The organism is Acidimicrobiales bacterium, from assembly GCA_036273495.1.
Lineage (GTDB): Bacteria > Actinomycetota > Acidimicrobiia > Acidimicrobiales > JAJPHE01 > DASSEU01.
The window spans coordinates 1-2,396 of record DASUHN010000193.1 but is presented as its reverse complement, the minus strand read 5'-3'; the positions used below and the strand labels follow the sequence as shown (position 1 = coordinate 2,396).

General features: G+C 75.0%; 4 protein-coding genes. All 4 read left to right on the top strand.

Features of this window, described 5'->3' with window-relative positions:
• Nucleotides 1-567, top strand: a 567-nt coding sequence (locus VFW24_08175) for a histidine phosphatase family protein (protein ID HEX5266737.1), incomplete at its 5' end; no start/stop codon positions are given.
• Entirely contained in the window at nt 564-1,061 is a 498-nt protein-coding gene (locus tag VFW24_08170) for a DUF3090 family protein (GenBank protein HEX5266736.1), read from the top strand. The genes VFW24_08175 and VFW24_08170, both read left to right, overlap by 4 nt.
• The gene (locus tag VFW24_08165) at nt 1,058-1,759 is read left to right on the top strand and encodes an SCO1664 family protein (GenBank protein HEX5266735.1); all 702 of its coding nucleotides are present in this window, start codon (nt 1,058-1,060) and stop codon (nt 1,757-1,759) included. The genes VFW24_08170 and VFW24_08165 overlap by 4 nt, the downstream gene beginning before the upstream one ends.
• A gap of 7 nt (nt 1,760-1,766) precedes the next feature.
• Nucleotides 1,767-2,396, top strand: a 630-nt coding sequence (locus VFW24_08160) for a hypothetical protein (protein HEX5266734.1), incomplete at its 3' end; no start/stop codon positions are given.

Genomic DNA, 2,396 nt, shown 5'->3' with positions numbered 1-2,396 from the left:
GTGCTCCCCGGCCGGGCGCGCGGCCTGCACCTGTCCGACGAGGGCCGGGCCCAGGCCGAGGCGGTGGCCGAGCGACTGGCCGGGCTGGGGAAGGTCGACGCCGTGTACGCCTCGCCGTTGGAGCGGACGCGGGAGACGGCGGCCCCGATCGCCGCCCGGGCCGGCCTCCGGGTCAAGACCGAGCGCGGCCTGCTGGAGTGCGACTTCGGGGACTGGACCGGAGGGGAGCTCAAGGTCCTGGCCAAGAAGCCGGAGTGGCGCACGGTCCAACGCTGGCCCAGCGGGTTCCGCTTCCCCGAGGGGGAGTCGTTCGTCGAGATGCACGCCCGCGTCACCGACACCCTGCGCCGGCTGGCCGCCGCCCACCCCGGCGGCCGCATCGTGGCGGTGTCGCACGCCGACCCGATCAAGGCGGCGGTGGCCGACTCCCTCTCCATCCACCTCGACCTGTTCCAGCGGATCGTGATCAGCCCGTGCTCGGTCTCGGCGGTGCTGTACGGCCCGGGCGGGCCGACGGTTCTCACCGTCAACTCGCTCGGGGACCTGCGCGAGCTGGCCCCGTCATGAGTGACTCGTACGACCTCGAGAGCGTGGACCGGCTTACCGTCGGGACGGTCGGGCCGCCGGGCCAGCGCGTGTTCCTGCTGCAGGCCAGCCGGGGCGCCGACCGGGTGACCCTCAAGCTCGAGAAGGCCCAGGTGGCGGCGCTGGCCCAGTACCTGGGCGAGCTCCTCGAGGAGGTGGGCCGGCCCGGGGACCTGCCCACCGACCTCGAGCTGGAGGAGCCGGCCGAGCCGTCGTGGGTCATCGGCACCCTGGGCGTGAGCTACGAGCAGGAGGAGAACAGCTTCGTGCTCGTGGCCGAGGAGGCGGTGGCGGAGGACGACGTGGGAGCGGTGGCCCGGCTCTCCGCCACGGTCGAGCAGGTGGCGGCGCTGGCCATTCGCGGCGTTCAGCTGGTGCAGTCGGGTCGGCCCCCCTGCCCTCTCTGCGGCTATCCCCTGGACCCGGCCGGCCACGCGTGCCCCCGCACCAACGGGAACCGCCCCCCCGGGCTGTGAAGAACGCCGCGCTCGGGGTCCTGTCCGAGGGGGAGATCGAGATCCAGGGCCGCATGCCGTGGAGCTCGAACAACACCTTCCTGGTCTCGGTCTGCCGCGACGGCACCGAGCTCGGCGCCATCTACAAGCCCGGGCGCGGCGAGCGGCCGCTGTGGGACTTCCCCCACGGCGTCTACCAGCGCGAGGCGGCGGCGTGGGAGCTGTCGGAGCTGCTCGGCTGGGGCGTGGTCCCCGAGACGGTGCTGCGCCAGGACGCCCCCCTCGGGCCGGGATCGCTGCAGCGCTTCGTCGACGCCGACTTCTCCGAGCACTACTTCACGCTGATGGAGAACCCCGCCCACCACGACCAGCTGCGGGTCATCGGCGTGCTCGACCTGCTGCTCAACAACGCCGACCGCAAGAGCGGCCACTGCCTCCTCGACGGGGACGGGCGGATCTGGGCCATCGACAACGGGCTGTCGTTCCACGTCGAGCCGAAGCTGCGCACCGTGATCTGGGACTTCGCCGGAGAGCCGGTGCCGGACCACCTGCTCGCCGACATCGAACGGGTGGCGGCCGGGGTGCCCGAACGGGTGAGCCGGCTCCTCGACGACGGAGAGCCCGACGCCCTGGTGCGCCGGGCCCGCGCCGTCCTGCGGCACCCCGAGCTGCCCGCCCCCCACCCCGAGCGCCGGCCCTATCCCTGGCCCCTGGTGTGAGACCGGGGTGAGGTCCGACCTCGCCGCCGCCGTCGAGCGGGGGGATGTGGACGAGCTGGTCGGGACCGTAAACGGCCTCTGCCTGGACGGGGACTGGGACGGGGTGGAGGAGCTGGCCCGGCGGTGCCGGGCGGCCATCGAGCGGGGCCGCCAGCTGTGGCCGGCGGCCGCCCACGCCGACTACCGCCTGGCCCTCGAGGCCCCCGGGCCGTGGGCGGGAAGGTCGGTGGCGCCGGGGAGAGGCCGCTTTGCCCCCGGACCCCTGGCCGAGGTGGCGGCGTCCACTCATTCGTGGGCCGAGCTGGCCCCCCATCTGACCGATCCCCCCCTGGCGGCGGTGGTGGCCCAGGAGCGGGTCGTCCGGGGTGAGGACCTGTCCGCCGACCGCGCCGTCCCCCGGCCGATGGTGGAGGTCCCGCTGGCCCTGCAGGCATGGGAGCCGGACTACCCGGTCGCGACCTACCAGCCGGAGGGCGGGGACTTCCCGCGCGCCGAGGTGACCGTCGGCGCCGGCGGGTCGGACGGGATGGCGCCCCCCGGGGGGCCGGGGGCCGCGCTCCCCGAGGACGACACCGTGCGGGCGCTGCTCGACCTGGTCGGGGCGTGGACGGCCGAGTCCGGAGGCCGGGCCGCGGCC